Origin of the sequence: Pseudomonas sp. SC11, from assembly GCF_047039205.1 — a bacterium.
GTDB classification, from domain to species: domain Bacteria; phylum Pseudomonadota; class Gammaproteobacteria; order Pseudomonadales; family Pseudomonadaceae; genus Aquipseudomonas; species Aquipseudomonas boreofloridensis.
In genome coordinates this window covers 1,145,896-1,172,514 of sequence record NZ_CP178183.1, presented here as the reverse complement: position 1 = coordinate 1,172,514, position 26,619 = coordinate 1,145,896, and the positions used below count along the sequence as shown (strand labels likewise).

23 protein-coding genes are annotated in these 26,619 nt (G+C 66.3%); 12 read left to right on the top strand and 11 right to left on the bottom strand.

Annotated features, from left to right (window positions below):
- The first annotated feature begins 3 nt into the window (after positions 1-3).
- The 9 genes from algG (at position 4) to ACK2SD_RS05355 (ending at position 10,777) form a co-directional block, all read left to right on the top strand.
- Positions 4-1,560, top strand: coding sequence for a mannuronan 5-epimerase AlgG (gene algG / locus ACK2SD_RS05395; protein WP_412461562.1), 1,557 nt, complete (start codon positions 4-6; stop codon positions 1,558-1,560).
- A gap of 13 nt (positions 1,561-1,573) precedes the next feature.
- Positions 1,574-3,016, top strand: a complete 1,443-nt coding sequence (locus tag ACK2SD_RS05390; RefSeq protein WP_116889036.1) for an alginate O-acetyltransferase — start codon at positions 1,574-1,576, stop codon at positions 3,014-3,016.
- Positions 3,017-3,023: 7 nt separating this feature from the next.
- Positions 3,024-4,127, top strand: a complete 1,104-nt coding sequence (locus tag ACK2SD_RS05385) for a mannuronate-specific alginate lyase (protein ID WP_412461561.1) — start codon at positions 3,024-3,026, stop codon at positions 4,125-4,127.
- Between the two features lie 181 nt (positions 4,128-4,308).
- Positions 4,309-5,769 carry an MBOAT family O-acyltransferase gene (locus ACK2SD_RS05380; protein WP_116889038.1) on the top strand — a complete coding sequence of 487 codons (1,461 nt, stop codon included), beginning with the start codon at positions 4,309-4,311 and terminating at the stop codon, positions 5,767-5,769.
- A 9-nt stretch (positions 5,770-5,778) separates the two neighbouring features.
- On the top strand, positions 5,779-6,936 hold the full coding sequence (locus tag ACK2SD_RS05375) for an alginate O-acetyltransferase (RefSeq protein WP_304484598.1): 1,158 nt from the start codon (positions 5,779-5,781) through the stop codon (positions 6,934-6,936).
- A gap of 17 nt (positions 6,937-6,953) precedes the next feature.
- On the top strand, positions 6,954-7,601 hold the full coding sequence (locus tag ACK2SD_RS05370) for an alginate O-acetyltransferase AlgF (protein WP_412461560.1): 648 nt from the start codon (positions 6,954-6,956) through the stop codon (positions 7,599-7,601).
- 33 nt (positions 7,602-7,634) lie between these two features.
- Complete coding sequence (locus tag ACK2SD_RS05365) at positions 7,635-9,089, top strand: mannose-1-phosphate guanylyltransferase/mannose-6-phosphate isomerase (RefSeq protein WP_412461559.1); 1,455 nt, start codon at positions 7,635-7,637, stop codon at positions 9,087-9,089.
- 380 nt (positions 9,090-9,469) lie between these two features.
- Positions 9,470-9,934 carry a hypothetical protein gene (locus ACK2SD_RS05360; protein ID WP_029615254.1) on the top strand — a complete coding sequence of 155 codons (465 nt, stop codon included), beginning with the start codon at positions 9,470-9,472 and terminating at the stop codon, positions 9,932-9,934.
- A 30-nt stretch (positions 9,935-9,964) separates the two neighbouring features.
- Positions 9,965-10,777, top strand: a complete 813-nt coding sequence (locus ACK2SD_RS05355) for an SDR family oxidoreductase (protein ID WP_412461558.1) — start codon at positions 9,965-9,967, stop codon at positions 10,775-10,777.
- Positions 10,778-10,798: 21 nt separating this feature from the next.
- On the opposite strand, the gene ACK2SD_RS05350 is transcribed toward ACK2SD_RS05355, so the two are convergent.
- The 4 genes from ACK2SD_RS05350 to ACK2SD_RS05335 form a co-directional block, all read right to left on the bottom strand.
- Positions 10,799-12,232, bottom strand: coding sequence for an efflux transporter outer membrane subunit (locus ACK2SD_RS05350; RefSeq protein ID WP_412461557.1), 1,434 nt, complete (start codon positions 12,230-12,232; stop codon positions 10,799-10,801).
- Entirely contained in the window at positions 12,229-13,290 is a 1,062-nt protein-coding gene (locus tag ACK2SD_RS05345; protein WP_039579956.1) for an HlyD family secretion protein, read from the bottom strand. Before ACK2SD_RS05345 ends, ACK2SD_RS05350 begins: the two co-directional genes overlap by 4 nt.
- A 21-nt stretch (positions 13,291-13,311) precedes the next feature.
- A complete protein-coding gene (locus ACK2SD_RS05340) occupies positions 13,312-14,844 on the bottom strand; it encodes an MFS transporter (protein ID WP_412461556.1) in 1,533 nt (510 codons plus the stop codon).
- 391 nt (positions 14,845-15,235) lie between these two features.
- Positions 15,236-16,132: a LysR family transcriptional regulator gene (locus ACK2SD_RS05335; protein WP_412461555.1), complete on the bottom strand. Its 897-nt coding sequence runs from the start codon at positions 16,130-16,132 to the stop codon at positions 15,236-15,238.
- A 175-nt stretch (positions 16,133-16,307) separates the two neighbouring features.
- On the opposite strand from ACK2SD_RS05335, the gene ACK2SD_RS05330 reads away from it, so the two are divergent.
- Positions 16,308-16,757, top strand: coding sequence for a universal stress protein (locus tag ACK2SD_RS05330; protein ID WP_412461554.1), 450 nt, complete (start codon positions 16,308-16,310; stop codon positions 16,755-16,757).
- 112 nt (positions 16,758-16,869) lie between these two features.
- On the opposite strand, the gene ACK2SD_RS05325 is transcribed toward ACK2SD_RS05330, so the two are convergent.
- From ACK2SD_RS05325 to ACK2SD_RS05310, 4 genes are read right to left on the bottom strand one after another with little or no spacing between them, the layout of a single operon-like run.
- Positions 16,870-17,733 carry an efflux RND transporter periplasmic adaptor subunit gene (locus ACK2SD_RS05325; protein WP_412461553.1) on the bottom strand — a complete coding sequence of 288 codons (864 nt, stop codon included), beginning with the start codon at positions 17,731-17,733 and terminating at the stop codon, positions 16,870-16,872.
- A gap of 10 nt (positions 17,734-17,743) precedes the next feature.
- Positions 17,744-17,944, bottom strand: a complete 201-nt coding sequence (locus ACK2SD_RS05320) for a DUF1656 domain-containing protein (protein ID WP_029614886.1) — start codon at positions 17,942-17,944, stop codon at positions 17,744-17,746.
- Positions 17,934-20,093, bottom strand: a complete 2,160-nt coding sequence (locus tag ACK2SD_RS05315; RefSeq protein WP_039579969.1) for an FUSC family protein — start codon at positions 20,091-20,093, stop codon at positions 17,934-17,936. The genes ACK2SD_RS05320 and ACK2SD_RS05315 overlap by 11 nt, the downstream gene beginning before the upstream one ends.
- Complete coding sequence (locus ACK2SD_RS05310) at positions 20,090-21,559, bottom strand: efflux transporter outer membrane subunit (protein WP_412461552.1); 1,470 nt, start codon at positions 21,557-21,559, stop codon at positions 20,090-20,092. The genes ACK2SD_RS05315 and ACK2SD_RS05310 overlap by 4 nt, the downstream gene beginning before the upstream one ends.
- Positions 21,560-21,738: 179 nt before the next feature.
- Here ACK2SD_RS05310 and ACK2SD_RS05305 point away from each other — a divergent pair, with 179 nt between their 5' ends.
- Together ACK2SD_RS05305 and ACK2SD_RS05300 are read left to right on the top strand one after the other, a co-directional pair.
- Positions 21,739-22,671: a LysR family transcriptional regulator gene (locus ACK2SD_RS05305; RefSeq protein ID WP_039579983.1), complete on the top strand. Its 933-nt coding sequence runs from the start codon at positions 21,739-21,741 to the stop codon at positions 22,669-22,671.
- A 67-nt stretch (positions 22,672-22,738) separates the two neighbouring features.
- Positions 22,739-23,713 carry a 2-hydroxyacid dehydrogenase gene (locus ACK2SD_RS05300; RefSeq protein WP_039579986.1) on the top strand — a complete coding sequence of 325 codons (975 nt, stop codon included), beginning with the start codon at positions 22,739-22,741 and terminating at the stop codon, positions 23,711-23,713.
- Positions 23,714-23,728: 15 nt separating this feature from the next.
- On the opposite strand, the gene ACK2SD_RS05295 is transcribed toward ACK2SD_RS05300, so the two are convergent.
- Genes ACK2SD_RS05295 through ACK2SD_RS05285 form a run of 3 tightly spaced genes read right to left on the bottom strand, consistent with a single transcriptional unit; the run spans position 23,729 to position 26,582 of the window.
- Positions 23,729-24,691 carry a glycosyltransferase family 2 protein gene (locus ACK2SD_RS05295; RefSeq protein WP_039579988.1) on the bottom strand — a complete coding sequence of 321 codons (963 nt, stop codon included), beginning with the start codon at positions 24,689-24,691 and terminating at the stop codon, positions 23,729-23,731.
- Positions 24,688-25,074, bottom strand: a complete 387-nt coding sequence (locus ACK2SD_RS05290; RefSeq protein ID WP_412461551.1) for a GtrA family protein — start codon at positions 25,072-25,074, stop codon at positions 24,688-24,690. The genes ACK2SD_RS05295 and ACK2SD_RS05290 overlap by 4 nt, the downstream gene beginning before the upstream one ends.
- Positions 25,071-26,582 (bottom strand): glucosyltransferase domain-containing protein, encoded by a 1,512-nt coding sequence (locus ACK2SD_RS05285; RefSeq protein ID WP_412461550.1) that lies wholly within the window; start codon positions 26,580-26,582, stop codon positions 25,071-25,073. The genes ACK2SD_RS05290 and ACK2SD_RS05285 overlap by 4 nt, the downstream gene beginning before the upstream one ends.
- Positions 26,583-26,619: the final 37 nt, after the last annotated feature.

The following is a 26,619-nucleotide window of genomic DNA, read 5'->3' as shown; positions in this document are numbered from 1 at the left end:
TTTATGAACCTGCACCCGAACCTTCGCCACAGCCTGCTGGCCAGCGCCCTGCTGCTGGCCTGCGGTGTGGCCGCCGCGGAACCTGCGCTCACCGCCAAGGGGCTGCAACAGGCCAAGACCTACACCGTGGCCGCCGCGCCCAGCGAACCGTTGCAGATGGACCCACCGACGCTGCCCGACCTCTCCGGCTACACCGCCGAGGCCGTGCAGCGCAAGATCGACCGTCGCCACAAGGGCAAGGTCAGCGTGCGCCGCATGCTCCAGGAAGATGCGCTCAAGGAGTTCATCGGCGGCGACAACAAGGCCGCCGAGTGGGTCCAGCGCCAACACGGCATTCCCCAGGCGATTTTCGTCGACGACGGGCATGTGGACCTGACCGAACTGAGCCGCAAAGTGCCCGCCCAGTACCTGCGCGAAACCGCGCCGGGCGTGTACCTGGCGCGCCTGCCGATCGTGGTCGGACGCCACGGCGTGCTGGAGATCGACGGCAAGGTCAAGGAACTGCGCCTGTCCCAGGAGGGCGGCGCGTTCCTGATCAACGACGGCAAGCTGTTCGTGCGCGACACCCAGGTCACCGGCTGGCGGGAAAAGGACAACGGCCCGGCCACGTTCCGCTCGCCCAAGGAATTCCGCCCGTTCCTGCTCAGTTGGGGCGGCACCGAGACCTACATCGTCAACAGCAAGATGGCCAGCTTCGGCTACGCCAAGTCCAAGTCCTACGGGGTGAGCATTTCCCAGTACACGCCGAACATGGCCAAGCAGATGGGCCGCCCCGAACCGACCGGCTGGATCATCGGCTCCGAATTCAGCGACATGTGGTACGGCTTCTACTGCTACGAGACCCAGGGCTTCGTGATCAAGGACTCGACCTACCGCGACAACATCGTCTACGGCATCGACCCGCACGACCGCTCGCACGGCCTGATCATCGCTGGCAACACCGTGCATGGCACCCAGAAGAAGCACGGCATCATCGTCTCGCGTGAGGTCAACGACAGCTGGATCATCAACAACAAGAGCTTCGACAACAAGCTCTCGGGCGTGGTGATCGACCGCAACAGCATCAACAACCTGGTGGCCTACAACGAGATCTACCGCAACCACACCGACGGCATCACCCTCTACGAGAGCGGCGACAACCTGATCTGGGGTAACCAGGTGATCAACAACCGCCGCCACGGCATCCGCGTGCGCAACAGCGTGAATATCCGCCTGTACGAGAACATCGCCATGGCCAACGGCCTGGTCGGGGTCTACGGCCACATCAAGGACCTCACCGACACCGACCGCGACATCGCCCTGGACCCCTTCGACGCCAAGGTCTCGCTGATCGTGGTCGGCGGAGAACTCACCGCCAACGGCTCCGGCCCGCTGTCGATCGACTCGCCCCTGTCGGTGGAGCTGTACAAGGTGGCCATGCTCGCCCCGCGCAAGTCCAGCGGCATCAGCCTCAACGGCGTGCTCGGCGAGCGCCAGGACGAAATCCTCGACCTGCTGGTGCGCCAGCAGAAGGCCGTGCTGATCGACCCGGTCGAGCGCCAGAGCGAACTGATCGATTAAGGAAGCCCAGACCATGACCCCACACTTGATCAAACTGCTCGGCCTGTCCGCCGCCCTCCTGGCCATCAGCCAGGGCGTGCGCGCCGAGCAGGTGCAGGCGCCGAGCTTCAGCGCCGAGCCCTGCTGCCAACTGTGCCCCGAGGCGCATGACGCCAGCCGCTACGTGACCCGCTACCAGCAGAACTTCACCACGCTGGTGCAGGCCCAGGGCGACTGGCTGTTCCGTACCCGCGAAGACCTGCGCACCGAGTTCGACACCACCCCCGGCGGCTACAAGCGCCTGCAGCAGGTGCACGATGCGTTCAAGAAGCGCGGCATCGAACTGGTGATGGTGTACCAGCCCACCCGTGGCCTGGTGAACCGCAACATGCTCAAGCCCGAAGACAAGGCCGCCTTCGACTACCAGAAGGCCCTGCACAACTACCAGGCCATGCTGCAGCGCTTCGCGAAGATGGGCTACAACGTGCCTGACCTGTCGCCCCTGACCAACGAGCAGTTGGCCGCCGCCGACCAGGGCAAGGACTTCTACTTCCGCGGCGACCAGCACTGGACGCCCTACGGCGCCCAGCGCGCGGCGCGCATCGTGGCCGACACGGTGCACCAGATGCCGGCGTTCGAGGGCATCCCGCGCAAGGAATTCGAGACCCAGAAATCCGGGCGCATGGGCAAGACCGGCACCCTGCACAACGTTGCCGGGCAGTTGTGCGGCACCAGTTACGCGGTGCAGTACATGGACCAGTTCACCACCGAGCCGAAGGGCGAAAGCGGCGGCGACGACCTGTTCGGCGACTCGGGCAACGCCCAGATCACCCTGGTCGGCACCAGCCACAGCGGCAAGAACTACAACTTCGCAGGCTTCCTCGAACAGGCCATCGGCGCCGACGTGCTCAACGTCGCCTTCCCCGGCGGCGGCCTGGAAGGCTCGATGATCCAGTACCTGGGCAGCGAGGAGTTCCACAAGAACCCACCGAAGATCCTGATCTGGGAATTCTCCCCGCTCTATCGCCTGGACCAGGAAACCATCTGGCGGCAGATCCTTGCCCTGCTCGACGACGGCTGCGACGACCGCCCCGCGCAGATGAGCGCCAGCGCCACGCTCAAGCCCGGCAAGAACGAATTGCTGGTCAACGGTCGCAATGGCGTGATCAAGGACCTGGTCAACCGCAACCACCAGCTCGACATCCGCTTCGAGGATCCGTCGGTCAAGGTGCTGCAAGCCACCCTCTGGTACCTCAACGGTCGCCACGAGGACATCAAGCTGGAGAAACCGGAGACCTCCGACACCGACGGGCGCTTCGTCTTCCAGATGCGCGAAGACGAGGACTGGGCCAGCCAGAACCTGCTGGCCCTGGAAGTCCAGGGACCGGAAAGCGGCACCCAGAAGGTCGAGGCCAAACTCTGCAAACGCAACAACTTCGCCGGCAGCGCGCGCCACACCGCGCAAGCCGGCCAGTGAGGCGAACATGACGGCATTCACGCGCACCCTGCGTCCTGCATTACTGACCCTGGCCCTGTTCGGCGGCGTCGCCCACGCGGCCCTGGTCCCGCCCCAGGGCTACTACGAGGGCATCGAGAAGCTCAAGGTCAGCGACGGCAACTTCCGCTGCGAACCGGCGCCCAAGCCCTACACCGGCGCGCTGCAATTTCGCAGCAAGTACGAAGGCTCGGACAAGGCCCGGGCCACCCTGAACCTGGCCTCCGAGCGAGCCTTCCACCAGTCCACCGCCGACATCACCACGTTGGAGAAGGGCGTCAGCAAGATGGTCGGTCAGTACATGCGCGACGGACGCCCGGCGCAGCTCGACTGCGTGCTCGGCTGGCTCGACCGCTGGGCCGAGGCCGATGCGCTGGAGTCCACCGACTTCAACCACACCGGCAAGTCCATGCGCAAATGGGCGCTGGGCAGCATGAGCGGCTCCTGGCTGCGCCTGAAATTCTCCAGCGCCCAGCCCCTGGCTGCGCACCGCGCCGAGGCCCAGCGCATCGAGCGCTGGTTCGCCAAGCTGGCCGAGCAGACGGTGCGCGACTGGAGCGACCTGCCGCTGGAGAAGATCAACAACCACAGCTACTGGGCGGCCTGGTCGGTGATGGCCACTGCCGTGGCCACCGACCGCCGCGACCTGTTCGACTGGGCGGTCAAGCAATACAAGGTCGGCATCAACCAGATCGACGACCAAGGCTTCCTGCCCAACGAGATCAAGCGCCGCCAGCGCGCCCTGGCCTACCACAACTACGCCCTGCCGCCGCTGGCGATGATCGCCAGCTTCGCCAAGGCCAACGACGTCGACCTGCGCAGCGAGAACAATTTCGCCCTGCAGCGTCTGGGCGAAGGCGTGCTGGCCGGCGCTCGCGACCCGGTGCACTTCGCCGAGCGCGCCGGGGTCAAGCAGGACCTCAAGGACCTCAAGGTCGACAGCAAGTACGCCTGGCTCGAACCCTGGTGCGCGCTGTACCAGTGCGTCGGCGACACCCAGCAGCGCAAGCACGGCATGCAGCCGTTCAACAGCTTCCGCATGGGCGGCGACATGACCCGGGTGTACGACCCGAACGCAGAACGCAAGAAATGAAATGACCCCTGTGGGAGCGGGCTTGTCCCGCGATTGCGTCCGACTGGACAACACCGGCGAATCGACTGACGCAATCGCGGGATAAGCCCGCTCCACAGGGACCAAGGTGATCCGCCGCGTTTTCGTGGGGGGTTTGGGGGGCGCTGTGCCCTGGCTGCTGTGAATAAAAAGGAGAACCGGGATGGTCTTTTCGTCCAACGTGTTCCTGTTCCTGTTCCTGCCGGTTTTCCTCGGCTTGTACTACTTGAGCGGCAACCGTTATCGCAACCTGCTGCTGCTGGTCGCCAGCTACATCTTCTACGCCTGGTGGCGAGTGGACTTCCTCGCGCTGTTCGCCGGCGTGACCCTGTGGAACTACTGGATCGGCCTGAAAGTCGGCGCCGCCGGCGTGCGCAGCAAACCTGCCCAGCGCTGGTTGCTGCTGGGCGTGGGCGTGGACCTGGCGATTCTCGGCTACTTCAAGTACGCCAACTTCGGCGTCGACAGCCTCAACGCGATCATCGCCTCGTTCGGCCTGGAACCTTTCATCCTCACCCATGTGCTGCTGCCAATCGGCATCTCGTTCTACATCTTCGAGTCGATCAGCTACATCATCGACGTGTACCGCGGCGACACCCCGGCCACGCGCAACCTGATCGACTTCGCCGCGTTCGTGGCGATCTTCCCGCACCTGATCGCCGGTCCCGTGCTGCGCTTCAAGGACCTGGTGGAGCAGTTCAACCACCGCACCCACACCCTGGACAAGTTCTCCGAAGGCTGCACCCGCTTCATGCAGGGCTTCATCAAGAAAGTGTTCATCGCCGACACCCTGGCGGTGGTCGCCGACCACTGCTTCGCCCTGCAGAACCCGACCACGGGCGATGCCTGGCTCGGCGCGCTGGCCTACACCGCGCAGTTGTACTTCGACTTCTCCGGCTACAGCGACATGGCCATCGGCCTGGGTCTGATGATGGGCTTCCGCTTCATGGAGAACTTCAAGCAACCCTACATCAGCCAGTCGATCACCGAGTTCTGGCGGCGCTGGCACATCAGCCTGTCGACCTGGCTGCGCGACTACCTGTACATCACCCTGGGCGGCAACCGCAAAGGCACCCTGGCCACCTACCGCAACCTGTTCCTGACCATGCTGCTGGGCGGTCTGTGGCACGGCGCCAACTTCACCTACATCATCTGGGGCGCCTGGCATGGCCTGTGGCTGGCCATCGAACGGGCGCTGGGCATCGACACCAACCCGCAGCGCTTCAATCCGATCAAGTGGGCCTTCACCTTCCTGCTGGTGGTGGTCGGCTGGGTGATCTTCCGCGCCGAGAACCTGGAAGTGGCCGGTCGCATGTACGGCGCCATGTTCAGCTTCGGCCAGTGGCAACTGTCGGAACTCAACCGCGCCCAGCTCACCGGCTTGCAAGTGGCCACCCTGGTGGTCGCCTACCTGAGCCTGGCGTTCTTCGGCCTGCGCGACTTCTATCGCAACGCCACCCCGCCGATTGCGGCGCGCGTGCCGGCGCAGGTCCACGGCGACGGCACCCTGAGCCTGGACTGGACCCGGGTGATGACCCGCGCCCTGGTGCTGCTGCTGTTCGTTGCCTCGATCCTCAAGCTTTCGGCGCAGAGCTACTCGCCGTTCCTGTACTTCCAGTTCTGAGGGGATGACATGAACCGGACACTTCGCATCACTTATTCGTTGTCGTTCCTGGGCCTGCTGGTCGGGTTGGGCGCCTGGTCGCTGGGCGGCCTGGACGGCTTTACCCGCACGCAACAGATGACCCTGCTCGACGGCAAGTTGGCCAAGGCCGCCGAGACCCACTACGACGAACAGTTCCCGATCAAGCGCGTGGGCACCAACCTGTGGGCGGCGCTGGACTTCACGCTGTTCAACGAAGGCCGTCCCGGCGTGGTGCTGGGCCGTGACCAGTGGCTGTTCAGCGACGAGGAGTTCAAGCCCGACGCCAGCGCCGGCCAGCAGATGCAGGACAACCTGGCGCTGATCCGTGGCGTGCGCGATACCCTGCAGCAGCGCAACATCGAGCTGGTGCTGGCGATCGTGCCGGCCAAAGCGCGGGTGTACGCCGAGTACTTGGGCAAGGAACAGCCGGCCAGCCTGCACGGCGAGCTGTTCAACCAGTTCCACGCCCAGGCGCGCCAGGCCAACGTGTTCGCCCCCGACCTGCTGGCGCCGCTGCAGCAGGCCAAGGCGCGCGGCCAGGTGTTCCTGCGCACCGACACGCACTGGACGCCGATGGGCGCCGAAGTGGTCGCGCAGAGCCTGGGCGAAGCGGTCAAGCGCCAGCAACTGCTCAAGGCCGAGCCCCAGGCCTACATCACCGAGGCGGGCAAGAGCGCGCCGTACAAGGGCGACCTGACCAACTTCCTGCCGCTCGACCCGCTGTTCAGCGACCTGCTGCCACACCCCGACACCCTGCAGCAGCGCACCACGCGCCCCGCCCAAACCCAGGGCGAAGGCGACGACGCGCTGTTCGCCGACGCGTCCATTCCGGTCGCGCTGGTGGGCACCAGCTACAGCGCCAACCCGCACTGGAACTTCCTCGGCGCGCTGCAGCAGGCGCTGCACAGCGACGTGGCCAACTACGCCGAAGACGGCCATGGCCCCATCCAGCCGATGCTCAAGTTCCTGCAGAGCGACGCCTTCAAGAACACCCCGCCGCAGGTGGTGGTCTGGGAATTCCCGGAACGCTACCTGCCCATGGGCACCGACCTCAGCAGCTTCGATCCGCAGTGGATCGCGCAGTTGAAGAACACCCGTCAATCCGAAGCACACCTGGCCCTGTCGTCCACCCGGACGACCCACTGAAAGAGAGGAACACGCACATGACTCGCAAGCCATCCATCGCCAAAGCCCTCACCCTCGCGGCCGGCCTGTCCCTGGCATCGCTGCAGGCCTTCGCCGGCGCCGACGCCGCCCTGTACGGCCCCAGCGCACCGAAAGGCTCGACCTTCGTGCGCCTGTACAACGCTGGCTCCGCACCAACGGCAGCCTCGGTGGGCAACACCCAGATCAAGCAGGTCGGCGCCCAGGCCAGCAGCGACTTCAGTTTCCTGCCCGGCGGCGACTACACCGCCCAAGTGGGCGGCAAGAGCGTGCCGGTCAAGCTGGCCGCGGACAAGTACTACACCCTGGTCAACAACGCCAGCGGCACCCCACAACTGGTCGAGGAACCGCCGTTCAAGAACAAGCAGAAGGCGCTGGTGCGGGTGCAGAACCTCAGCGATCAGGCCCTGACCCTGAAGACCGCCGACGGCAAGACCGAGGTGGTCAAGTCGGTGGCGGCCAAGGGGCGCGGCGAGCGCGAGATCAATCCGGTCAAGGTCAACCTGGCCTTGTTCGAAGGCAACAAGAAAGTCGGCGACGTCAAACCCGTCGCTCTGGAGCGCGGCGAAGCGGCCGTGCTGTACGTCACCGGTTCCGGCACCCGCCTGTCGCCGGTGTGGGTCACTCGCCCCGTGGCTAGCAACTGATCCCTGCCTCTCAACGACTATTGGAGAAACACGATGATCCCGGTAATTCTTTCTGGTGGTAGCGGTTCGCGCCTGTGGCCTTTGTCGCGCAAGCAGTTCCCCAAGCAGTTCCTGGCCCTGACCGGCGAGCACACGCTGTTCCAGCAAACCATCGAGCGCCTGGTGTTCGAGGGCATGGACACCCCCATCGTGGTCTGTAACAAGGACCACAAGTTCATCGTCCAGGAACAGTTGGGCGCGCTGAAGCTCGAGACCCAGGCGATCCTGATGGAGCCGTTCGGCCGCAACACTGCGCCGGCGGTGGCGATGACCGCGATGAAGCTGGTCAACGAAGGGCGCGACGAGCTGATGCTGGTGCTGCCGGCCGACCATGTGATCGAGGACCAGAAGGCCCTGCAACGCGCCCTGGCCCTGGCCACCGTGGCCGCCGAGCGGGGCGAGATGGTGCTGTTCGGTGTGCCGGCGACCAAGCCTGAGACCGGCTACGGCTACATCCGCTCCAGCCAGGATGCGCTGCTGCCCGAGGGCGTGGCGCGGGTCGCGCAGTTCGTCGAGAAGCCCGATGAGAAACGCGCCAACGAGTTCGTCCGCGCCGGCGGTTACTTCTGGAACAGCGGCATGTTCCTGTTCCGCGCCAGCCGCTTCCTCGAAGAACTGAAAAAGCACGACCCGGACATCTACGACACCTGCCTGCTGACCCTGGAGCGCAGCGAAGAAGACGCCGATGCGCTGAGCATCGACGAGGCCACCTTCGCCTGCTGCCCGGACAGCTCCATCGACTACGCGGTGATGGAAAAGACCCAGCGCGCCTGCGTGGTGCCGCTGTCGGCCGGCTGGAGCGACGTGGGCTGCTGGTCGTCGCTGTGGGATGTACACGAGAAGGACGACAACGGCAACGTGACCAAGGGCGATGTGGTGGTGCAGGACAGCCACAACTGCATGATCCATGGCAACGGCAAGCTGGTGTCGGTGATCGGCCTGGAGAACATCGTGGTGGTCGAGACCAAGGACGCAATGATGATTGCCCACAAGGACAAGGTCCAGGGCGTCAAGCAGATGGTCAACACCCTGGACGAGCAGGGCCGCAGCGAGACCCAGAATCACCTGGAGGTCTACCGTCCGTGGGGCTCTTACGACTCGGTGGACATGGGCGGGCGTTTCCAGGTCAAGCACATCACGGTCAAGCCCGGCGCCAGCCTGTCGCTGCAGATGCACCACCACCGCGCCGAACACTGGATCGTGGTGAGCGGCACTGCCGAGGTGACCTGCGACGAGAACGTGTTCCTGCTCACCGAGAACCAGTCGACCTACATCCCCATCGCGTCGGTGCACCGCCTGCGCAACCCGGGCAAGATCCCGCTGGAGATCATCGAGGTGCAGTCCGGCAGCTACCTGGGCGAGGATGACATCGAGCGCTTCGAGGACGTCTACGGCCGCACCTCCACCCCGGTCGAACGCGGCGTCTCGGTCAAGACGATCGCGCAGTAGGCCTGGGCCTACGGCCAGCTTCGAGCGGCAAGCGGCAAGCGGCAAGTAGAAGCGGGCCGGTGGGGCGTTCGAAAGCGAGCGCTCACCACCGCCCTAACGCAGTTCACTCAAGATGTGCATAGCTGGAATTGGGGCTGCTGCGCAGCCCATCGCGGCGCAAGGCCGCTCCCACAGGGGCTGTATAAACCCATGTTTCCGGGTTCACGCGGACGTTGTGGGAGCGGTCTTGTGCCGCGAAAGGGCTGCGCAGCAGCCCCAGCATTCCTCAAGTGAACAGCACTACTCCACCGTCCCGCTTTTTCTTGTCGCTTGCCGCTTGCCGCTTGCCGCTTGCCGCTACAAGCTTGTAGCTTGTAGCTTTCCGAAGGCCTGGGCACGTCATGATCATCGGTGCGTTTCTCATCCTTACCTGGTTGGTGCTGCTGCTGCGTTATCCGGGCAAGGCCTTGCCGATTTCGCTGGCGGCGCTGTGCGGACTGGGGCTGGTCGCTCTGGTCGTGGTCTGGCAGGACAGTCGTGAAGCCTCGCAACTGGCGCGACTGGACATTCGCCTGAGCTATGCGCCTGGGCAATGTCCTGCCGATCGGGCGCTGCACGTCAGCATGAGAAACGCCAACCAAGCCCCGCTCAGCGAACTGCGCTGGCGCGTGGGCGCTTATGCGCCGGGCGATACCGTCAACCTCGCTGAAAACACCTACGCTGCGCCGCGCTATCGCGGGCCGGGTGAGCTGCAGGCCGGGGCCGAGTGGAACGACTGCCTGCCGCTGCCGCCGCTGCGCGCCGGGTATCGGCCGCAAACCCTGGAGTTTCGCGCCGAGCATCTGCAAGGCACGTTCGCCAATTGATCCGACCTGCCCCAACTAAAGGCTTTGACCATGACTACCGTGCTCATCACCGGTTGCTCCAGCGGCATCGGCCGCGCCCTGGCCGACGCCTTTCGCGATGCCGGTCACGAGGTCTGGGCCACCGCCCGTAAAGACGCCGACGTTCAGCGCCTGCACGAGGCCGGCTTCAGCGCCCGCCAGCTCGATGTCAACGACGCCCAGGCCCTCGACCGCCTGGCCGAAGAGCTGCCGCACCTCGACATCCTCATCAACAATGCCGGTTACGGCGCCATGGGACCGCTGCTCGACGGCGGTGTCGAGGCGCTGCGCCAGCAATTCGAAACCAACCTGTTCGCCTTGGTCGGCGTGACCCGCGCGCTGTTCCCGCTGCTGCGTCGCTCCCGTGGCCTGGTGGTGAACATCGGCAGCGTGTCCGGCGTGCTGGTCACCCCGTTCGCTGGGGCCTATTGCGCGTCCAAGGCTGCGGTGCACGCCTTGAGCGATGCCCTGCGCCTGGAACTGGCACCGTTCGGCATCCGGGTCATGGAGGTGCAGCCGGGGGCCATCGCTTCGCAGTTCGCCAACCATGCCCAGCACTCGGTCGAACAGTTGCTGGCGGCAGACTCGCCATGGTGGCCGTTGCGCGAACAGGTGCAGGCACGGGCGCGGGCTTCGCAGGACCGCCCGACCCCGGCCAGCGTGTTCGCCCAAGGGCTGCTGGCCGCTACCCAGCGCTCGCCGGTGCCGGCGCTGGTACGCTTGGGCAATGGCAGCAGCGCACTGCCGCTGATTGCCCGGTGGCTGCCGCGACGGCTGCTGGACTGGGTGCTGCGCAAGCGCTTCGGCTTGCTGCGACCGCTGTAAGCTGCGCGGCGGCGCTCGACCTCAACCCAGATCGAACGCCTGCCAGCCGCCACCGAGCGCCTTGTACAGTCCCACCAGCGCCTGCGACACCGCCGCCGAACTGTCGATCCACTGCTCTTCGCTGGCCAGCAGCGCCGACTGCACCGACAGCACGTTGAGAAAGTCCACCGCCCCTTCCACATACTGACGCTGCGCCGTTTCCAGCGCGATGCGGTTCTGCTTCACCGCTTCGGCCAGATGGTCGCGCCGCAACTGGCTGGCGTTGTACAGGCGCAGTACATCGTCGATCTCGTGCCAGGCGCCGAGCACCACCTTGCGGTAGTTCAGCGCCGCTTCCTGTTGCTGGGCCTCGCGCAACTGCAACTGCCCTGTGAGCCGTCCACCCTCGAAGATCGGCAACGACACCTGCGGCCCGAAGGCGAAGCGCCGCGCATCCCAGGCGCCGAAGTCGGCGAGCTGCAGCGACTGGAACCCGGCGCTGCCGGACAAGCGAATGCTCGGGTAGAAGTCGGCCTTGGCCACCCCGATGCTGGCGGTGGCAGCGTGCAGACGGGCCTCGGCCTGGCGGATGTCCGGGCGCCGCTCGGCCAGTTGCGACGGGATGCCGATGGCGAAGCGCTGCTGCGGCGCCGGCAGCTCGCCGGGCGCCAGCAGGGTACTCTGCAAGCTGCGCGGCGGTTCGGCGGCCAGCAGGCTGAGGGCATTGATCAGGTCGTCGCGACGCGCCTGCAAGGTCGGCAGCCGCGCCTCGATCATCGCCACCTGGGCGTTGGCCTGGGCCACGTCGAGCCGGGTGGCGACGCCTTCGGCCTGACGCTGTTCGGAGAGTGTCAGGCTGTGCCGGGCCAGGTCGAGGTTGTCCTCGGTGATCTGCAAGGTGTGCTGCACGGCGCGCAACTGAATGTAGTCGCCAGCGGTTTCGGCCAGCAGCGCCAGCAGCACGGCATTGCGGTCGTTCTCGGCCACCGCGACATTGGCATCGGCCGCCTCCACCTGACGCCGCACGCGCCCCCACAGGTCCAGCTCCCAGCCGGCCACCAGATCCCCCTGCCAGAGGTTGTAGGCCGACTTGCCGGCGTTGCCGGACGGATCGTTCAGGCCCTCGGCACTGTTGCGCGAGCGGCTGTAGCCGGCATCGGCCGCCACCGACGGCGCCTGGTCGGCGGCCACGCTGCTGCGCAGCGCCCGGCTCTGCAGCAGGCGCGCGCTGGCCATCTGCAAATCCAGGTTGCGGGCCGCCACCTGCTCGATCAGGGCACTCAGGCGCGGGTCGTGGAAGCTCTCCCACCAACGCTGTTGCAGCGGCTCGGCCAGGGGTTGGCTGGCGGCCTGCTCGCCTTGCACGGCGCCCCACTGCTGCGGCGCCTGACTGTCGGGGCGCTGGAAGTCCGGGCCCAGGGTGCAGCCGCTGAGCAGCGCGGCGAGTAACAGGGTGACGGCTGGCTGGCGGCTCATCGTGCGCTCACCTGTTTACCGGCGAGGCCGTCATCCTGCGTATCGATGGTCGCCTCCACCGACATGCCCACCCGCAGGCGCTCGCGCAAGGGCTGGTCGTCATCGAAGACGATGCGCACCGGGATGCGCTGCACCACCTTGGTGAAGTTGCCGGTGGCGTTGTCGGGCTTGACGGCGGCAAAGGTCACGCCGGTAGCCGGAGCGATGCTCTCGACCCGCCCGTGCAAGGTTTCGCCCGAAAAGGTGTCGACGCTGATGCGCACCGCTTGGCCCGGCTGGACGTGGGTGAGCTGGGTTTCCTGGAAGTTGCCCACCACGTAGGCCTGCTGCAGCGGCACCACCGACAGCAAGCGCGCGCCTGGATTGACGTAGGCGCCCACGCGCAACGCGCGTTCGCCGACCATGCCGTCCACCGGCGCGACGATGCGCGTATAGGACAGGTCCAGCTCGGCCTTCTCCACCCCGGCCTCGGCGCGTTTGAGCTGGCCGTCGGCACTGGCGACCTGGGCCTGGAGAATGTCCACCTGCTTGCGCGTGGCCAGCAGCGCCGCCTGGGCGTTGGCCAGCCGTGCCCGCGCCTGGTCGACCCGGCTGCGCGCCTGCTGGGCGTTCTGCACCGTGCCGGCGCCCTGCTCGGCCAGGCGGCTGTAACGGGTCACTTCATGGTCGGCGAAACCGACTTCGGCCTGCGCCGCTTTCACCGCCGCCTCGGCCTGGGCGATCAGCGCCGCCTGGCGATCCAGGGTGGCGCGGGCATCCAGGCTCTGCGCCTTGGCCACCAGCAACTGGGCCTGGGCGGCATCCAGCGCGGCCTGGTAATCGCGGGCGTCGAGGGTGGCCAGCAACTGACCAGCCTTGACCTGCTGGTTGTCCTCCACCAGCACCTGCTTGACGAAGCCCGCCACCTTCGGCGCGACCACGGTGTAGTCGGCGGTGACGTAGGCGTCGTTGGTGCGCTGCTGGTGGTCGCTGCCCAGCAGCCAGGGGCCGACCACGGCGGCCAGCAGGGCCACGGCGAGCACCGCCGCGATGATGAGTGTCTTGCGCGTGTGGGTCATTTTCGCTTGTCTCGAACGGGGTCAGGCCACGGCACGGGGTGGGTAGACCCGGGTAGGCACGAAGGGAATCAGGCAGATCAGGGCAACGGCGACAGCCGCCATCACCAGGTACAAGTCGGCACTGGTCAGCACCAGGGCCTGCTGATGCAGGCGCCCGGCCAGGTTGGCTGCTGCGTCATCCACCAGCGGCGCGTTGCCCAGGCTGTCGACCAGGTGGTTGGAATGGAAATGCCGGCGCAGGGTGCCCAGCGCATCGAGCAGGCCGGCGGCGACCGCCGCCGACAGCCCTTTGACCGTGTTGAACCAGGCCGAGGCGAACGGGCCATCCTGCGGACTCATGCCGGTGGTGGAGAGCATCAGCAGCGGCAGCACCGCCATCGGCTGACCGAACACCTGCAACAGGTAATACGGGTAGAAGTCGCCGCGAATCCACTGGCTGGTCAGCAGGCTGCTGCCCAGGCACGAAGCTGCGAGCATCGCCAGCCCGGCCGCCAGCACCCAGCGGCAGTCCACCGCGCGGATATTGCACAGCGCGGCGGTGAGCGGCAGGGCCAGCAGTTGCGGCAGCGCCACCAACAGCATCAGCGGGCTGGTCTGCGCCGGGCGATAGGCCTGGATCTGCGCCAGGTAGGCCGAAGGAATGCTGGCCACCCCCGAGAGCACGATCAGCACCCCGGCCAGCGTCACTAGGGCAAAACTCAGGTTGCGCCGCGACAGCAGGCGCAACTGGAAGAACGGCAGCGGTTCGGACCATTCGTTGTACAGGAACAGCACCAGCAGCAGGCTGCCGCCGCCGAGCAGCCAACAGATGAGCGGCGAGTCGAACCAGCCCCAGCGGTCGCCCAGCGACAGGCCCAGCACCAGGCTGCTGATGGCCGGCAAGCCCAGCAGCACGCCGCGCCAGTTGAACTGGGCGAAGCGTTCCAGGCGCAGCGGATCCTGCGGCAACCCCCAGGCCACGCAGCCCATGGCCAGCAGCGACGGCAGGATGATCTGCCAGAACGCCCACTGCCAGCCGACGTACTCGGTCCACAGCCCGGCCAGCGGCGTGCCCAGGTTCGGCCCGAAGGTGGCGGTGAGGGCATAGCAGGCCAGCCCATAGACCTTGATCCCCGGCGGCAGAAAACGCAGCGCCACGCTCATCAGCATCGGCGGCAATGCGCCGGAGGCGAAGCCTTGCAACACGCGCAGCAGCATCAGGCTGTGCAGGTTGGGGGCGAACGGCTGCACCAGGCCGAGCCCGGCAAAGGCGGCAATGGCGATGAGGGTGAAACGGCGCAAGGAAAAGGTGGTGGCCAGCCAGGGCGAAAAGGCCATGGCCGACACCGACGCCGCGGCATACACCGCCAGCAGCCAGGCCCCTTCATCGGCGCCGATGCCCATGGCCCCGCGTATATCGGCCAGGGCAATCTTGGTCACCCCCTCATTGAGCCCGGCACACAGCACCGCCAGCAGCACGCCGAACAGCCCCACCACCACCCGCAGGCCAAACGGCGACTGCGCAGGCGCTGCGGCCACCGGGGCGGCAATAGCAGGTGCGGTCAGGGCACTCATGATTAAGACATCTCCAGCAACAATTCTTGGCTGGAGGGATTTTAGAGGCGGCCAATGCTTACGAAAACTGACTTGTTGGAAGGTTAGAGTTGCGCGGGGCGCAACTCTAACCAGCGGCAAGCTTCGAGCGGCAAGCGGCAAGTAAAAGCGGATCGCGGCGCTTTTGATTTTTCTTGCAGCTTGCAGCTTAAAGCTAAGCGCCACTAGGTCGGAGGGTTAGAGTTGCGCGTAGCGCAACTCTAACCAGCGGCAAGCTTCGAGCGGCAAGCGGCAAGTAAGAGCGGATCGCGGCGCCTTTGATTTTTCTTGCAGCTTGCAGCTTGCAGCTTGCAGCTTGCAGCTTGCAGCTTGCAGCTCGCCTTTTCCGCTTGCAGCTTAAAGCTAAGCGCCGCTAGGCGGCGCAGTCCTTGACGGTGCGGCGTAGCCAGCGGTGGGCGGGGTCGTTGTCGAAGCGGGGGTGCCAGGCTTGCATCACTCGCACTTTTTCCAGGGGGACCGGGATCTCGAAGGCGCGCAGCGGCAGGCCGAATTCCAGGACATTGCCGAGGATGTTGGCCGGCATCGGCAGGATCAGGTCCGACACTGGCAGCGAGAACATCGCTGAGTGGAAGCTGGGGGTGATCAGCGCGATGCGCCGTTGCAGCTTGTGGTTGGCCAGCTCCACGTCGATCGGGCCATTGGCGCGGCCACGGCGCGAGACGCTGATCTGTGGATAGAGGGTAAAGCGCTCGGGGGTGATGGGCTGCGCGAAGATCGGATGCTGCTCGCGGGCCAGACCGACGAAATGGGTGTCGAACAGATGCTGCACCTTGATCTCCGGGCCCAGGTCGATGCTCGAACTCACCACCAGGTCGATCTGGCCCTGGCGCAGCACCATGTCGTCGTCGCCATGCGCCTCCGGCACGAAGCGCAGCACCGTGCGCGGCGCCTGCTCCTGCATGACATGCAGCAGGCGTGCGCCGTACAAGGCGACGAACAGGTCGTTGGTGCGGATATTGAACGTGCGCTCCAGGCCTAACAGGTCTACGTCCTCGCCGCTGTTGAACACCAGCCCGGCCTGCTCCACCAGCGCCCGCACCTGATCGCGCAGGGCCATCGCCCGAGGGGTAGGCACCAGACCGCGCCCGGCGCGCACCAGAATCGGGTCGCCGAGCGCCTCGCGAATGCGCCCCAGGGTCCGGCTCATCGCAGCAGGGCTCAGGTTCATACGCTGCGCCGCGCCCACCACGCTGCCCTCGTCGAGCAAGGCGTCGAGGGCGACCAGCAGGTTCATGTCCGGAAGTTGCATGGGCGATTACCGTGATCCGTGTGTGAAGCGCGATGGTAGCAGGTCGCACGATTGCGTCTGGTGCAATGACGACATGCGCGGCAGGCGCTTTATCGCGGCAGGCAAAGGCGCAAGAATGCGAGCGGTCGTTTGCGGGTCAATCGCTGCGGCAAACCCCACCCCGCCAGGAGTTTCCATGCCTCAGCCGATCCTCATCGCCATCGACGCCTCCCCCGCCAGCACCGCGCTGATCGACCTCGCGCGTCGCTACTGCCGTCCCGACCAACACCGCCTGCACGTGCTCCTGGCCATCGACCCGACCTTCGCCGTGCACGCGCGCCCGGCGACCTACTCCGAAGAGGAGCGCGAGGAATATCCTGCGGCCTACGACGAGCAGCAACTGGCCGAGCGCGCCCTGCAGCAGGCCGTGGCCACCTTGCGCGAGGCGGGCTTCGACTGCGAGAGCGCCATGGTCGCTGGGCAGCCACAGGACGCTATCGTCGCCAAGGCCCAGGCACTGGACTGCGCCCTGATCGTCATGGGCCACCGGCACCTGTCGCGGCTGGGGCGACTGCTGGACCCGTCGATCAGTGCCAAGGTGATCGACCGGGTGAAGGTGCCAGTGCTGGTCTGCCCCGCGTCCTGACACCTGCTCACAGCCTGTCGCGAAGGCCTGGCGCGCAGCGCGCCGTCATCAGCCATCGCGGGGTTTCAGGATGATTTCGGTCGCCAGGTGTTGCGGCCGCTTCGCGGCGGACTCAGTCTTCAATGCTCGGCGTCACCACCACCGTACAGGTGGTGCCCGCCGCCAGCAGATAGCCCTCGGGCACCTCGTCGATGTGAATGCGCACTGGCACCCGCTGGGCCAGGCGCACCCAGTTGAAGGTCGGGTTGACGTCCGCGACCAGCTCGCGGCTCTGCGGGTTGTCGCGGTCGTAGATACCTCGGGCGATGCTCTCCACATGCCCCTGCAGCACCTCGCCGCTCATCATCTGCAACTCGGCTCGATCGCCCGGCTTCACATGGGGCAGCTTGGTCTCCTCGAAGAACCCGTAGACCCAGAACGACTGCTCGTCCACCACCGCCATCACCGCCTCGCCGGTGCGGGCGTAGTCGCCCTGATGAACGTTGAGGTTGGTCACGTAGCCGTCGACGCTGGCGAGGATCTCGGTGCGCTTGAGGTTCAGCTCAGCCGCCGCCAACTGCGCCTGGGCCTGCTGGTAATCGGCCAGCGCGGCGTTGGCGAGGTTGCTGGCGTCGTCGCGGTTCTCCTTGGAGATCACCAGATTGTCCAGATCGGCGCGGCGGCGGGCGTTGTCCTTGCGCATCTCCCAAGTGGCCTTGCGCGAAGCCACCAGCGCGCGCGCCTGATCCAGCGCCACCCGGTAATGCTCGGGGTCGATGCGAATCAGCACATCGCCCTTCTTCACCCGCTGGTTATCGTGCACCGGCACCTCGACCACATAGCCAGGTACGTCGGCAGCGACGTTGATGATATCGGCGCGTACGCGGCCATCGCGGGTCCAGGGGGTGGTCATGTAGTGCAGCCACAACTGGCGACCGATCACCACCGCAGCGGTGAGCACCAGCAAGGTGGCCAGCAGGCTGAAGAACTTTTTCATCGGGGCATTCTCACCAGTAGACCGACAGTGCCATCACGCCGAACAGGCAGACGAACAGGGACAGGCGCAGCAGCGCCGGGTGCCAGAAAAAACGGTAACCGTCATGGCTGGCGATGAAGCGGTCCAGGCCCCAGGCCAGGCCCGCAGCGAGCAGGAACATCAAGGTCATGGTGGGCAGGTACACGCCATGGAAGGCGATCTCACGGGGCATGGTGCAATCCTTTGGCCGGGGCCAGGGGTGACTGGGGGTCGAGCAGGGAGCTGCGGATGAAGTGCAGGTAACTCTGGGCGCGGCGCAGCACCGAAGTGTCGAAGTGCCGGGCGAACGGTTCGTCGGTGGCCTGCACACGGCTGATGGCGTGATCCACGGCCACCAGCGCACGCTCGTGGTTGGCGGCACTGGGTTGCAGGAATAGCCGCGCCAAGGCCCGCCCCATCACCCGGATCGCCTGGCGCCACGCCTGCGACTCGGCGTAGGCCGGGTGCACCGGGGCGTTGGCCTGCTCCTTGCGCAACTCGATGATGGCGTGGCCGACCTCCGACACCACGAACATCCAGTCCATCAGTTCGGCCTGCACCTGCGGCTTGCCAGCGGCCAGACCGTAGGCCTGGTGCAGCAGGTCGCGGGTGCGGCTCTCGAACGCCGACCCCAGGCCGCGCAGGCGCCCGCCGATGGCGAACAGCACCTGCTCGCGCAGCGCCTGCTGCAAGCGGCTCCACAGCCAGCGGCTGTTCGGCGGCAGGATGATGGCCCCGGCCGCAGCGCACACCAGCATGCCGATGACCATGCCCAGGTAGTCGTTGATGAAGCTGTACGGGTCGTAGACCGTGAGGTTGTTCGGCACCGAGCCGATCGAGAAGAACACCAGCAGACCCACCCCGTAGCCGGCATAGGCCGGGCGCGAGGCGAGAAACGCACCGAGCGCGAACACCGGCGCCAGCACCAGGCACAGCAGGGTGAAGCCGTCGATCCAGGGGAATACGAAGAAGGTTTCGAAGAAGCCGATGAAGGCTCCGAGCAAGGTGCCGCAGGCCATCTGGAACGCCATCCGCCGCGGGTTAGGCGAGGCCGCCGAGAGCCCGGCGGTGACCGTGGCGACCAAGGTCATCATGGCGCCGCTGGGCCAGTCGCTGAGCAGCCAATAGCTGCCCAGCAGCAACAGCACGGCGGCGCCGCGCACCCCGGCGGCCAGCGACACCAGCCAACTGGTCTGGGCCACGTAGGGCTCGTCCCAGCGTTCGCGCTCGTGGTTGTGCGCCGCCAGCGACGCGTGGGTCTGGGCGTAGCTGTAGAGCTCGTCGATCAGGCGATAGAGCAGCTCGTAGGTAGTATGGAAATCCAGTAGGTCGGCTTCGCTGGGTGACGTCTCCAGGTAGGCAGCGCGCAGGCTGCGCACCTGGGTTTGCAGGCCGTCCTTGTAGGCGGCCAGTTCCAGGGTCAGGCGCAGGGCGTCAGGGTCGGTCAGGTAGCGGTTCACGTAGGGTTCGAGCAACGCCACCAGGGTCTGCACGCCTGGCTCGATGGCCACGACGATCTGCGCAGGCCCGCGCGCGCGCAGCCGCTCCAGCAGCCGGTGCAGCGCGTTGAAACGGGTGGTGATGGCCATGAACTCGCTGTTCATGCGCATCAGCCGGCCGGAGCGGCGGCGCATGTGCGGATCTTCGAAGGCGGTGACGTTGCGCAGGCTTTCCAACCCCACGGCCTCGGCGATGAAGCGCACGTTGCGGGTCTCGAGCTGGGCCCGCTCGCTGTGGCCGCGCAAGGCTTCGACCATCACCCCGGCGTACACGCCGAAGCGCTGGTAGAGCGCGTGGCGCATGGCCGCGCTGGCCGATTGCGGCAGGATCGCGGCACTGACCAGGGTGGAGACGAGGATGCCCAGGGAAATCTCCAGCAGGCGCCACACCGCCGCCATGAACGCCTGGTCCGGGTGCTGCAGCACCGGCAAGCCGATCATCGCGGCGGTGTAGCCGGCCAGCACGAACCCATAGGCGCGAAAGGTGCGGTAGCGCATGGCCCCGGCCGAGCACAGGCCCACCCACAGCGCCAGGCTGGGCAGGAACAGCTCGGTGTTCTGCGGGAACAGCGCGATCAGCGTGACCATCATCGCCGAGCCGGCCAGGGTGCCAAGCAGGCGGTAGAAGCTCTTGGCGAACACATGACCGCTCTGCGGCTGCATGACGATGAACACCGTGATCATCGCCGTGCGCGGCTGCGGCAATTCCAGGCGCATGGCCAGCCAGAGGGTCAGGAAGGCGGCGGCCAGCACTTTGAAGATGTAGATCCAGGTGACGCCGTCGGTGCGCGCCCAGGCGAAGAAACCGCGGCGCCACTCAAGGCGCGCCAGCCAGTCCCTCATCGCGGCGGCTCCGACGGCACATCAGCGCCGGCGCCCAGGCCGCCACCCAGCGCGGTGACCAGGTCGGCATGCACGCTCAGGCGCGCGGCCTGCACCTGCTGCTGTATCTGCTGCTGGCGAAACAGCAGGGTCTGGGCATTGAGCACGTCGAGGTAATCGGTGAGCCCGCGCTGGAACGCGAGGGTGGCCATGTCGTAGGTCTTCTGCGCGGCGGCGACCGACTCGGTGGCAAAACGCGCCTGCTGCTGCAACGACTCGCGGCGGATCAGTCGATCGGACACCGCTTTCAAGGCGTCGATCACCGTGGCGTTGTAGTGCGCCACTGCCAGGTCGTACTCGGCCGAGGCCGCGCCCAACTGCGCGCGCAGGCGGCCGCCGTCGAAGATCGGCAGGCTGATGGCAGGGCCCACGTTGTAGCTGAACTTGCGGCCGCTGAGAAACGCCAGCGGGCCACCGCCAGTGGCCATGAAACCCAGGCCGCCGACCAGGTCGACATTGGGGAAGAACGCGGCGTGGGCCACATCGATACCCCGGGCCTGGGCTTGCACCTGCCAGCGGCTGGCGACCACATCCGGGCGCTGGCCGATCAGCTCGGCGGGCAACGCCGACGGCAAGGCCAGCGGCGCTGCCAGCGACAGGCTCGGCCGCGCCAGGCGGGCGCCCTCCCCCGGCCCTTTGCCGGCCAGCGCCGCCAGTTGGTTGCGACTCAGGGCGATGGCCTCGTCGAGGCCGTCGAGCTGGCGATGGGTTTCCGGCAGCGGCGCCTCGGCCTGGCTCACTTCCAGGTGGGTACCGATACCGGCGGCCAGGCGACGCTGGGCCAGGTCGAGAATCTGCTGCTGCTGGGCCAGCTCGGCGGCGACGATATCGCGCCGGGCGAACTGCAGGCTCAGGTCGATGTAGGCACGCACCACATTGTTCTGCAGCTCCAGGGCCGCCTGCCGGGCTTCGGCCACGCGCACGTGGGCCTGGTCCACGGCCTGCTCGCTGGCGTTGCGCTCGGCGCCCCACAGGTCCAGGGCGTAGCGCAGGCCGAGGTGGGCATCGTTGTCCCAGGTGTTGGCGCCGGACAGCGCGCCGGGGCCATAGAACTGATCGTCCGGCCAGTTGTGGCGCTTGAGGGTGAGCGCGCCATCGCCCTGAAGCTGCTCGCGCGATTCGACCACGCCCGCCATGGACCGGGCCTGACGCACACGGGCGGCGGCCATGGCCAGGGTCGGACTGCCGGCCAGGGCCAGTTCGATCCAGCGGTCTAGTTGCGGATCGCGGTAGGCTCGCCACCACTGCTGGGCTGGCCAGGCGGCGTCCTGTGCGGCCGCGCCGATGGCGTGGTCGATGCTCAATTCATTGGGTTGCAGGGTGTGGCTTTGCGGGGCGATGCCCAAGGTGGCGATGCAGCCGCTCAAGGTCAGACTGAGGGCACAGGCACTGAGCGTTCGAAACGCTCCGAGGTGGCGACGCGGCACTGCGGCGATTTCCCGAGGATGAGGTGGTGGGCCGGGCAATTCTAGGGGCGGGTTTCATTGGCGATAAGCACGTATTCCTGCGAATCTTTGTTACCGAAACAGCGATAATCCGGCTTTGGTCGCACGTGCTTTTTTGTCGCGGCATGTCACAATTTCGCCCTCTAAATCGAGAGTGACCCATGGACACCCTGCAAAACATGCGTGCTTTCAGTTGCGTCGCCCAGCTCGGCAGCTTCACCGCCGCTGCCGGGCAATTGGACACCACCACCGCGAACGTGTCGCGGGCGGTCTCCAACCTGGAAGCCCATCTGCAAACCCGCCTGCTCAACCGCACCACCCGCCGCATCGCCTTGACCGAGGCCGGCAAGCGCTACCTGATGCGCTGCGAACAGATCCTCACCTTCGTCGAAGAAGCTGAGGCCGAGGCCAGCGACGCCCATGCCCGTCCGGCCGGGCAATTGAAAGTGCATTCGATGACCGGCGTCGGTCAGCACTTCGTGGTCGATGCCATCGCCCGCTACCGCGAAACCCACCCGGACGTCACCTTCGACCTGACCATGGCCAACCGCGTGCCGGACCTGCTCGACGAGGGCTATGACGTCTCCATCGTGCTGGCCACCGAGCTCCCCGACTCGGGTTTCGTTTCCCAGCGCCTGGGCATCACCTACAGCATCGTCTGCGCCTCGCCGGACTACGTGGCCCGCCACGGCAGCGCGCAAAAGCCCGCCGAACTGCTCAAGCACCAATGCCTGCGCATGGTCAGTCCGGTCATTGCCCTGGAGAAGTGGCTGTTCAACGGCCCCGAAGGACAAGAGGTGGTGAACGTCACCAGCTCGCCGTTCCAGGTCAATTCCGCCGACGCCATGAAGACTGCGATCCGCAGCGGCATGGGCGTGGGCGTGCTGCCCATCTATTCAGCCATCGACGGCCTGCGCGACGGCAGCCTGGTGCGGGTGATGCCCGAGTACCGCCTGCAAGAGCTGAACCTCTACGCCATCTACCCCTCGCGCCAGTACCTGGACGCGAAGATCAAGACCTGGGTGGAGTACCTGCGCAATTCGCTGCCGGAGATCCTCGCCGCGCATGAGGCCGATCTCAAGACCCACCTTTAGAAAGCGGCCGCCGCTTTTTCTCGCCGCCGTAAACGCGTAGCGTGTAGCGCTTCCCAAGGAGTAGCCCATGAAAAAGACCGTCCTGGCTTTCAGCCGTATCACGCCGGCCATGGCCGAGCGCCTGCAGCAGGATTTCAACGTGATCCTGCCCAACCCCAAGCTCGGCGACATCAGCGCCCAGTTCAACGAGGCGCTGCCCGAGGCCCACGGGCTGATCGGCGTCGGCCGCAAGCTGGGCCGCGCGCAGCTCGAAGGCGCGGGCAAGCTCGAGGTGGTGTCCAGCGTCTCGGTGGGCTACGACAACTACGACCTGGACTACTTCAACGAACGCGGCATCGCCCTGACCAATACCCCCGACGTGCTCACCGAAAGCACCGCCGACCTGGGCTTTTCACTGATCATGGGCTGCGCCCGGCGCACCGCCGAGCTCGATGCCTGGACCAAGGCCGGGCACTGGCAGGCCAGCGTCGGACCGGCGCAGTTCGGCAGCGACGTGCACGGCAAGACCCTGGGCATCGTCGGCCTGGGCAACATCGGCGCGGCCATCGCCCGACGCGGACGGCTTGGCTTCGGCATGTCGGTGTTGTACGCCGGCAACAGCCGCAAGCCGGCGCTGGAGCAGGAACTGGGCGCGCAATACCGCAGCCTGGAGCAGTTGTTGGGCGAAGCCGATTTCGTCTGCATCGTGGTGCCGCTGTCCGACGCTACGCGCAAGCTGATCGGCGCCCGCGAACTGAAACTGATGAAGCCCAGCGCGTTCCTGATCAACATCGCCCGGGGCCCGGTGGTGGACGAGGCAGCGCTGATCGAAGCGCTGCAAGCCGGTACGATTCGCGGCGCCGGACTTGACGTGTACGAGAAAGAGCCCCTGGCCGACTCGCCGCTGTTCACGCTGCCCAACGCCCTGACCCTGCCTCACGTAGGATCGGCCACCGCCGAAACCCGCGAGGCCATGGCCAACCGCGCCCTCGACAACCTGCGGGCGGCGCTGCTCGGCGAGCGGCCGCGCGATCTGGTCAATCCGCAGGTGTGGAAGGGCTGAGGCGATCAGCGCCGGCTACACGGACGGCGTCGTCACCGGGGCGCGCGGCTGCCGCCGCCGCCCCTGCACCTTGCGCACCACGTAGCGCGGACGGTGCTTGGTCTCCTGGTAGATGCGCCCCACGTACTCGCCCAGGATGCCGATACCGATCAGTTGCACCCCGCCGAGGAACAGGATCGCCGACAGCAGCGACGGATAGCCTGGCAGGTCCACGCCCCACAGCACCTTCTGCACGATCAGGTACACGGCGAAGAACAGTGCGAACAGCGACACCGCAGCGCCGATGTAAGTCCACAAGCGCAGCGGCACCGTGCTGAACGAGGTGATGCCGTCCAGCGCCAGGTTCCAAAGCCGCCACAGGCCGAACTTACTCTCCCCCGCCACCCGTGGCGGGCGGTCGTACTCGATGATCTCGGTGCGAAAACCCACCCACGACAGCACGCCCTTCATGAACAACTGCTGCTCCGGCAACTGGCGGATCGCCGCGACCACCTTGCGGTCGAGCAGGCGGAAGTCGCCGACGTTCTCCTCGATATGGGTGGACGCGATGCGGTTGTGCAGCCGGTAGTACAGGCGCGCGGTCCAGCGTTTGAGTGGGGTGTCGGCGTTGCGGCTGCGGCGCTTGGCCAGGACCACGTCAGCGCCCTGGCGCCAGCGCTCGACCATCTGCGCGATCAGCTCGATGGGGTCTTGCAGGTCCACGTCGATCGGCACCATGGCATCGCCATCGGCGTACTCCAGCCCGGCGAACAGCGCCGACTCCTTGCCGAAGTTGCGCGAGAAGTTGATCACCGTCACCCACTCGTCGCGCAGCGCCAGTTCCGCGCACAGGGCTTCGGTATCGTCGCTGCTGCCGTCGTTGACGAACAGGATCTCCACCGTCATGCCCTGCAGCGACGGCTCGGCGCGCACGGTGCGGTAGAAGTGCTCGAGGGTGTCCTGCTCGTTGTACACCGGCACGATCAAGGTGATGTTCATGGCGTCCTTCCTCTGAAGACCACACGGCGTGAAAAGCTGTAGCCCAACACCAGGCTCAGCGCGGAAAAGCTCGACAGCGTCAACCACGGCGACAGTTGCGCCCAGTCGGAAATTGCGCCCAGGGCCAGGCTCAAGGCGCCCATGCCGGACATGAAGAGCAGGTAGCGGCGCTTGCTGGGGCGTGCGGCGAAGGTGTAGCGGGCGTTGACGTAGTACGACAGGCTCGCGGCGGCCAGGAAGGCCAGCAGGTTGCTCATGGCCTGGCGCAGGCCCAGCAGCAGGTAGAGGCCGAAGAACACCGCCCAGTGGGTCAAGGTGTTGCCCACCCCGACCAGGGCATAGCGACGCATCTGCCGCCACAAGCCATGCACGGGTAGGGTCATGGCAGTGTCCAGGGGCGGCGCTGCGGCTTGGTCACCACGTAGCCCTCGTCCCCGACCAGATAAATGCGATAGAGCCGATTGTCCACGATCGGGGCGAGGGCAGCGTCGGCCAGGGTGTCGATCTGCCAAGCAGGCGGCGGACTTCGATTGGTATGCACGTTGATGTAGAACTGGCCAAGGCCGACCTGGGTCATCATCTCGGGCAGCAGTACGAAGTTCGAATTGCGGATGAAGGCCAGTACCGGGACGTGGTCCAAGGTTCCCGAAGCGGCGGGCAGCCAGCCCTCGGACTGGTGCGCGTCCAGCACATAGAATCGCTGGGCTTTGTCCAGTTCGCGATGACTGAGGATATCCTGGCCGATGTACTGGGCGATGGCCGCCGTCTGCGCTTTCTGCGCCTCCAGCACGCGGCCATTGGCATAGGCCAGCGACAGCATCGACAACAGCGGTAGGCAAAGGATCAAAGCTCGATCAGGCGAAGCCTCGTCCAGGCCGAGTCTGGCAAGGAGGAACAGCAGCACCAGCACGCAGGCGAAGCCCATCAAGGTCCGCGCGCCATGGCTGAAGTCAGCGAACACCAGCATGATCCCGGAGGTCATGACCAGCAGCACCAGCACTGCCAGCCCCAGCCCAAGACCGCGTATCAGCAAGTCCACAGCGCTGCGCTCACGCAACGACGAGCGAGCCGCGCGCAACCCGCCCAGCAGCGCCAACAGTACAAGGCCGATGCCCAACATCACATTGCCGGGCGTGAACAGCAGCGCGACATGCTCGAACACCACGCCCAGCCGCCGCAGCACTTCGCCGGGCCATGCCGAATCGAACGCCAGCAACGCCAGGCGCTGCCCGGACATCCACGGCAACGCCAGCAGCAAGTACAGCACCCCGCCCGACAGCGCCTGAAGCAGCCGCCGCCCCGCTGCCCCGAGCACCCTCGTCAGTTCATCGCCACGCAGCAGCCCGCGTACCGCCTCGATGCAGCACAGGCCGACGAACAGGTTCAGCGTCACCTGATAAAAGCCCAGGCCGCAGGCGATGAGCGCCGCGCCAGCCAACAGGCGGCGCGGCCGGACGGTAATGGCCAGGACCATCGCCGACACCCCCAGCGCCATGGCCGGGCCGTCGTACTGGTACGACAGGTTCTGCAAAAAGAACGGGCTGTACCACAGCGGCAGCACCACCAGCAGATCGCTGGGTCGCGGCTCGATGAAATAGTGCACGGCCAGTCGTGCCAGCGCGTAGGCCGCCACGGGCAAGGCCAAGAGCAAGGGCAAAGGAAACAGGTTGATGGCACCACCGGCAAAGCTCAGCCCAGCGTGCAGCCACTGGGTCAGCAGACGGCCCTCGCCGCTCCAATGACCGATGGCGGTCTGCGCCCGCCAGACATCGTCGAGGTACATCGCGTCGGCGAGGATCAGCGGCAACACATGCAACGCCAGCGCACACAGGCAGATCAACTGCGCCTGGCGCAGGGTGAGCGGGCGATTCCATGACGAGACTGACTGCATGACCTACCTGGCGAGATCTGGGGGAGTGGGCCAAGTG

What these genes read in the sequence shown, in the direction of transcription:
- algG (WP_412461562.1), top strand. Translation starts at nt 4, where the DNA reads ATGAACCTGCACCCGAACCTTCGCCACAGCCTGCTGGCCAGCGCCCTG.
- ACK2SD_RS05390 (WP_116889036.1), top strand. Translation starts at nt 1,574, where the DNA reads ATGACCCCACACTTGATCAAACTGCTCGGCCTGTCCGCCGCCCTCCTG.
- ACK2SD_RS05385 (WP_412461561.1), top strand. Translation starts at nt 3,024, where the DNA reads ATGACGGCATTCACGCGCACCCTGCGTCCTGCATTACTGACCCTGGCC.
- ACK2SD_RS05380 (WP_116889038.1), top strand. Translation starts at nt 4,309, where the DNA reads ATGGTCTTTTCGTCCAACGTGTTCCTGTTCCTGTTCCTGCCGGTTTTC.
- ACK2SD_RS05375 (WP_304484598.1), top strand. Translation starts at nt 5,779, where the DNA reads ATGAACCGGACACTTCGCATCACTTATTCGTTGTCGTTCCTGGGCCTG.
- ACK2SD_RS05370 (WP_412461560.1), top strand. Translation starts at nt 6,954, where the DNA reads ATGACTCGCAAGCCATCCATCGCCAAAGCCCTCACCCTCGCGGCCGGC.
- ACK2SD_RS05365 (WP_412461559.1), top strand. Translation starts at nt 7,635, where the DNA reads ATGATCCCGGTAATTCTTTCTGGTGGTAGCGGTTCGCGCCTGTGGCCT.
- ACK2SD_RS05360 (WP_029615254.1), top strand. Translation starts at nt 9,470, where the DNA reads ATGATCATCGGTGCGTTTCTCATCCTTACCTGGTTGGTGCTGCTGCTG.
- ACK2SD_RS05355 (WP_412461558.1), top strand. Translation starts at nt 9,965, where the DNA reads ATGACTACCGTGCTCATCACCGGTTGCTCCAGCGGCATCGGCCGCGCC.
- ACK2SD_RS05350 (WP_412461557.1), bottom strand. Translation starts at nt 12,232, where the DNA reads ATGAGCCGCCAGCCAGCCGTCACCCTGTTACTCGCCGCGCTGCTCAGC.
- ACK2SD_RS05345 (WP_039579956.1), bottom strand. Translation starts at nt 13,290, where the DNA reads ATGACCCACACGCGCAAGACACTCATCATCGCGGCGGTGCTCGCCGTG.
- ACK2SD_RS05340 (WP_412461556.1), bottom strand. Translation starts at nt 14,844, where the DNA reads ATGAGTGCCCTGACCGCACCTGCTATTGCCGCCCCGGTGGCCGCAGCG.
- ACK2SD_RS05335 (WP_412461555.1), bottom strand. Translation starts at nt 16,132, where the DNA reads ATGCAACTTCCGGACATGAACCTGCTGGTCGCCCTCGACGCCTTGCTC.
- ACK2SD_RS05330 (WP_412461554.1), top strand. Translation starts at nt 16,308, where the DNA reads ATGCCTCAGCCGATCCTCATCGCCATCGACGCCTCCCCCGCCAGCACC.
- ACK2SD_RS05325 (WP_412461553.1), bottom strand. Translation starts at nt 17,733, where the DNA reads ATGAAAAAGTTCTTCAGCCTGCTGGCCACCTTGCTGGTGCTCACCGCT.
- ACK2SD_RS05320 (WP_029614886.1), bottom strand. Translation starts at nt 17,944, where the DNA reads ATGCCCCGTGAGATCGCCTTCCATGGCGTGTACCTGCCCACCATGACC.
- ACK2SD_RS05315 (WP_039579969.1), bottom strand. Translation starts at nt 20,093, where the DNA reads ATGAGGGACTGGCTGGCGCGCCTTGAGTGGCGCCGCGGTTTCTTCGCC.
- ACK2SD_RS05305 (WP_039579983.1), top strand. Translation starts at nt 21,739, where the DNA reads ATGGACACCCTGCAAAACATGCGTGCTTTCAGTTGCGTCGCCCAGCTC.
- ACK2SD_RS05300 (WP_039579986.1), top strand. Translation starts at nt 22,739, where the DNA reads ATGAAAAAGACCGTCCTGGCTTTCAGCCGTATCACGCCGGCCATGGCC.
- ACK2SD_RS05295 (WP_039579988.1), bottom strand. Translation starts at nt 24,691, where the DNA reads ATGAACATCACCTTGATCGTGCCGGTGTACAACGAGCAGGACACCCTC.
- ACK2SD_RS05290 (WP_412461551.1), bottom strand. Translation starts at nt 25,074, where the DNA reads ATGACCCTACCCGTGCATGGCTTGTGGCGGCAGATGCGTCGCTATGCC.
- ACK2SD_RS05285 (WP_412461550.1), bottom strand. Translation starts at nt 26,582, where the DNA reads ATGCAGTCAGTCTCGTCATGGAATCGCCCGCTCACCCTGCGCCAGGCG.